At 66.3% G+C, this 3,318-nt stretch carries 1 protein-coding gene and 1 CRISPR repeat array; the gene reads right to left on the bottom strand.

Annotated features, from left to right (window positions below; all coding sequences use genetic code 11):
* Positions 1-361 precede the first annotated feature (361 nt).
* A complete protein-coding gene (cas3, locus tag ABTZ89_RS37285) occupies positions 362-2,587 on the bottom strand; it encodes a CRISPR-associated helicase Cas3' (RefSeq protein WP_351053887.1) in 2,226 nt (741 codons plus the stop codon).
* A gap of 209 nt (positions 2,588-2,796) precedes the next feature.
* Positions 2,797-3,202: direct repeats of the CRISPR family, unit length 37 nt; unit sequence GTGGCGCCAGCCCTCCGGGGCTGGCGAGGATCGCAAC.
* Positions 3,203-3,318 lie beyond the last annotated feature (116 nt).

The raw sequence follows: 3,318 nt of genomic DNA on the forward strand, positions 1-3,318 counted from the left end.
CCACAGCGTCTGGTGGTGGGCCGCGCGCCCCGCGGGGGTGGGCGGCCGCCACGGGGCGGTGCCCCGCCGCGCCGCCGCCTTGCCCGGCGTGTTTGCGATCCTCGCCAGCCCCGGAGGGCTGGCGCCACTCTCAACGATGCGCACTTGGGGGGGTGGTTGGAAGTTGCGATCCTCGCCAGCCCCGGAGGGCTGGCGCCACCTTGCCTGATCAGGTGTTACTGCTTTCGGCATCGTATCTAGGTATCGGTTCGTAACCGAAACACCCGGGATCTGGTTGAGAATCTCTCGGCGTGTCGCCCCACGCTCCCGGTTCCGAAGCGGTGGATCGGATGCGAACGGTCCTGTCGTGGGTCGGTCGTGGTCACCAGACTTCTTCGTTGATGAGGTTGGAGGTGTCGATGCCGTATGCGGGGTTGTAGTCTCCGTTCCATGCGTGCAGGTCGCCGACGATCGGTTCGCACATCGCGGATACCGCGTCGTCTTTAAGGACTCGTTGTGGTAATGCGACGATGTAGGGCTGCAGGGCGCGAATGAGTTGTCCGGCTTGTTCTGGAGCGCGTTTCAATCGGTCGAGCAGAGTCGCGGCCTTGTCGTCGTAGTCGGCAACGATGACGGGGACGGTGTCGTCGTCGAGCATTCGGAACGCCCGGTTCGGGTCTCGTTTCGAGCCCGAGTGTGGTGTTGTGTGAAACGGCCCGTTGGTGACCGCGATGTAGTCGAGTTTGGCGCGGTTTTCTTGGATGGCTCGGTTTCGTGCACCGTTTTCGGTGTCGGATGCCCGGTAGAGGTCGCGGTAGTAGTCGCAGAGGGCTGTGAGATTGTCGGGGTCGGTGGTGCCCTCGTCACTGGGGCCGAAGTGCTGGCGTGTCACGTCGGTGCCTGTCCGGTAGCCGCATGGGCTGGACATGTCGTGGGCGTCGAACACCACGACCTTGCCGTTGCCTTCGAGTCGGCCTTCTCGGTTGGCTCGACCAGCTGCCTGCTGCAGTGCTTCCGCGGGCGCCATCGCTCGGTAGACGGTGGGGAGGTCGATGTCCACACCTGCCTCGATCAGCTGCGTGGAGACGAGCCGGACGTGTTCGCCGCGGGCGAGACGCTTGCGGACGGTGGCGAGCACGGTGCGCCGGTGCGCGGGACACATCCGTGTCGACAAGTGCCAGACTGAGTCGGGATCGGATTCTGCCCAGTGCTGATAGATCGTGCGTGCATCGGCGATCGTGTTAACGACGACCAGGACCTGCTCGTGCTTTGCAGCGTGGTCCGCGACTTCCAGGAGGCCGGGCCGCGGGGCCAGCCACCATTCGTAGTCGACTCGACGTAGATTCCGATACAGCGAAACGGGGTCGTCGACGATGTCGGTGACTTTGAGATCCGCCCACTGTCCAAGATGTTCGAAGGACGGTTGGGTCGCGGAGGTCAGCAGTACGGTCGTGTTGAAGTGTTCGGAGAGCATCCGCAGTGCGTTGAGGACGGGGATGAGCACGCGCAAGGGCAGCGCCTGGACTTCGTCGAGGACGATGACCGAGTTGGCCAGGCGGTGGACCTTCCGCATCTCCATTGGTTTCCGGCCGAACAACGAGTGGAACAGTTGCACGGTGGTGGTGACCACGACGGGACTGTCCCAATTTTCGGCGAGCGTGCGCTGGCGGATCTGTTGCTTGCTGTCGTCGGAGGCGGTCACCGCCGAGTGGTGTTCGAGTACGTTGTCGTTGCCGAGCAGCCCGCGATACACCCCGGCGTTCTGCTCGGTCACCGTGATGAACGGGACCGCCACGATCACACGGCGCTTGCCGTGCTGTGCGGCGTGTCGGAGGCCGAAACCGGCTGCGGCGAGGGTTTTGCCAACTCCGGTCGGAGCGGGCATCCGGTAGATGCCGGTCGGCCCCAACGTGTGCTCGATGGCCCTCTGATACACGGTTTCCCGGATCGCGTCGATCGGGGACGTACCGGACTCGCGGCGCGCTGTGAGCATGCGTTGCCGTTGCTGCTCGAACAGGGTCGCCAGCTCGACCATATCGGCCTCCGCGCGCACCCGCGGCGCGTCCCAGCCGGCGAAGTGCGCAGCGGTGTCGAGGTGATCGGCATCGACCAGCGCGGAGAAGGCCATACGGATACCCAGTTCGCAGAGCAAGGGATCCTGCCGCCAGAGCTGAGGTACAAGACCCCGGTGCTGCAGGACTTCCTGGGCTTCGGGCACCTCGCGCAAGAACTCGATCTGAATCTTGTCCAGGTCGCCGAACGCGCCTGCATTGAGGGCCTCGAGCTTATCGCTCAACTCCCCAGCTGAGGTCAGACCACCGTGGTGTCCCAGGATCGCGAGCGCCACAGGGCCGATCGAGCCGGCCAACCAACCCGCACCGGCCTCCTTGTGCGGCACTCCGACGGCTTCCCCGGTGTCGGCGACGCCCGCCAAACCTTCCTGCCAACAGGGAGCAGCCTTGCCCGCGTCGTGAAAAAGGCCCAGTGCGTAGCCAAGATCTTCGGCGCCGAACTCACGCGCGAACCGCGCGGACAACGACGCCGTCGAGCGAGCATGCGCAGAGAGTCGATGCCACCGGCCGTGACCGTCGCCGCTATGCGCCCACATCCGTACCTCCAACTCCTCGCGACCACCGCACCTTTGGTGAAGATGCGCCACGGTAGCGAGCGACACCGACACACGTGGGCGCTTCCCTCACTTCGGAACCGGGAGCGTCGGGCGACACGCCGAGAGGTTCTTAAGCGAATCCCGCGCGTTTCAGTCACAACCAGGCGACGCGGTACGCTCGGCCAAGCAGTCGCCCCTGCTCGCGCAGGGTGGCGCCAGCCCTCCGGGGCTGGCGAGGATCGCAACACCTCCGGCACCATCCAGGGCGTGCTGGGCAAGGCGTGGCGCCAGCCCTCCGGGGCTGGCGAGGATCGCAACCCCGAGGTGTTCCGGCGGTGCCGCCGCGCGCGGATCAGTGGCGCCAGCCCTCCGGGGCTGGCGAGGATCGCAACCCTCGCGGCGGTGTTGGCCGGCATCGGGGTGCTGGAGTGGCGCCAGCCCTCCGGGGCTGGCGAGGATCGCAACTTGCTCATGCTGCACGCTCCTGCGTGATGGCGACCGCGGTGGCGCCAGCCCTCCGGGGCTGGCGAGGATCGCAACCAGGGCACGATCCAGTCGCTGACCAACGCGGTGACCACGTGGCGCCAGCCCTCCGGGGCTGGCGAGGATCGCAACCACAGTGGCTGATCGGGTGCGGGAGTCGATCGTCAAGTGGCGGCACCCCGCCCGGGGGGGCGGGGATAGCAACAAAATCCACGGGGGTGGGGGGGGGGGGTCGGTTACCGAGTGGG

The sequence above is a fragment of the Saccharopolyspora sp. NPDC002686 genome (assembly GCF_040295745.1).
In the GTDB taxonomy this organism is placed as follows: Bacteria; Actinomycetota; Actinomycetes; order Mycobacteriales; family Pseudonocardiaceae; genus Saccharopolyspora; species Saccharopolyspora oryzae.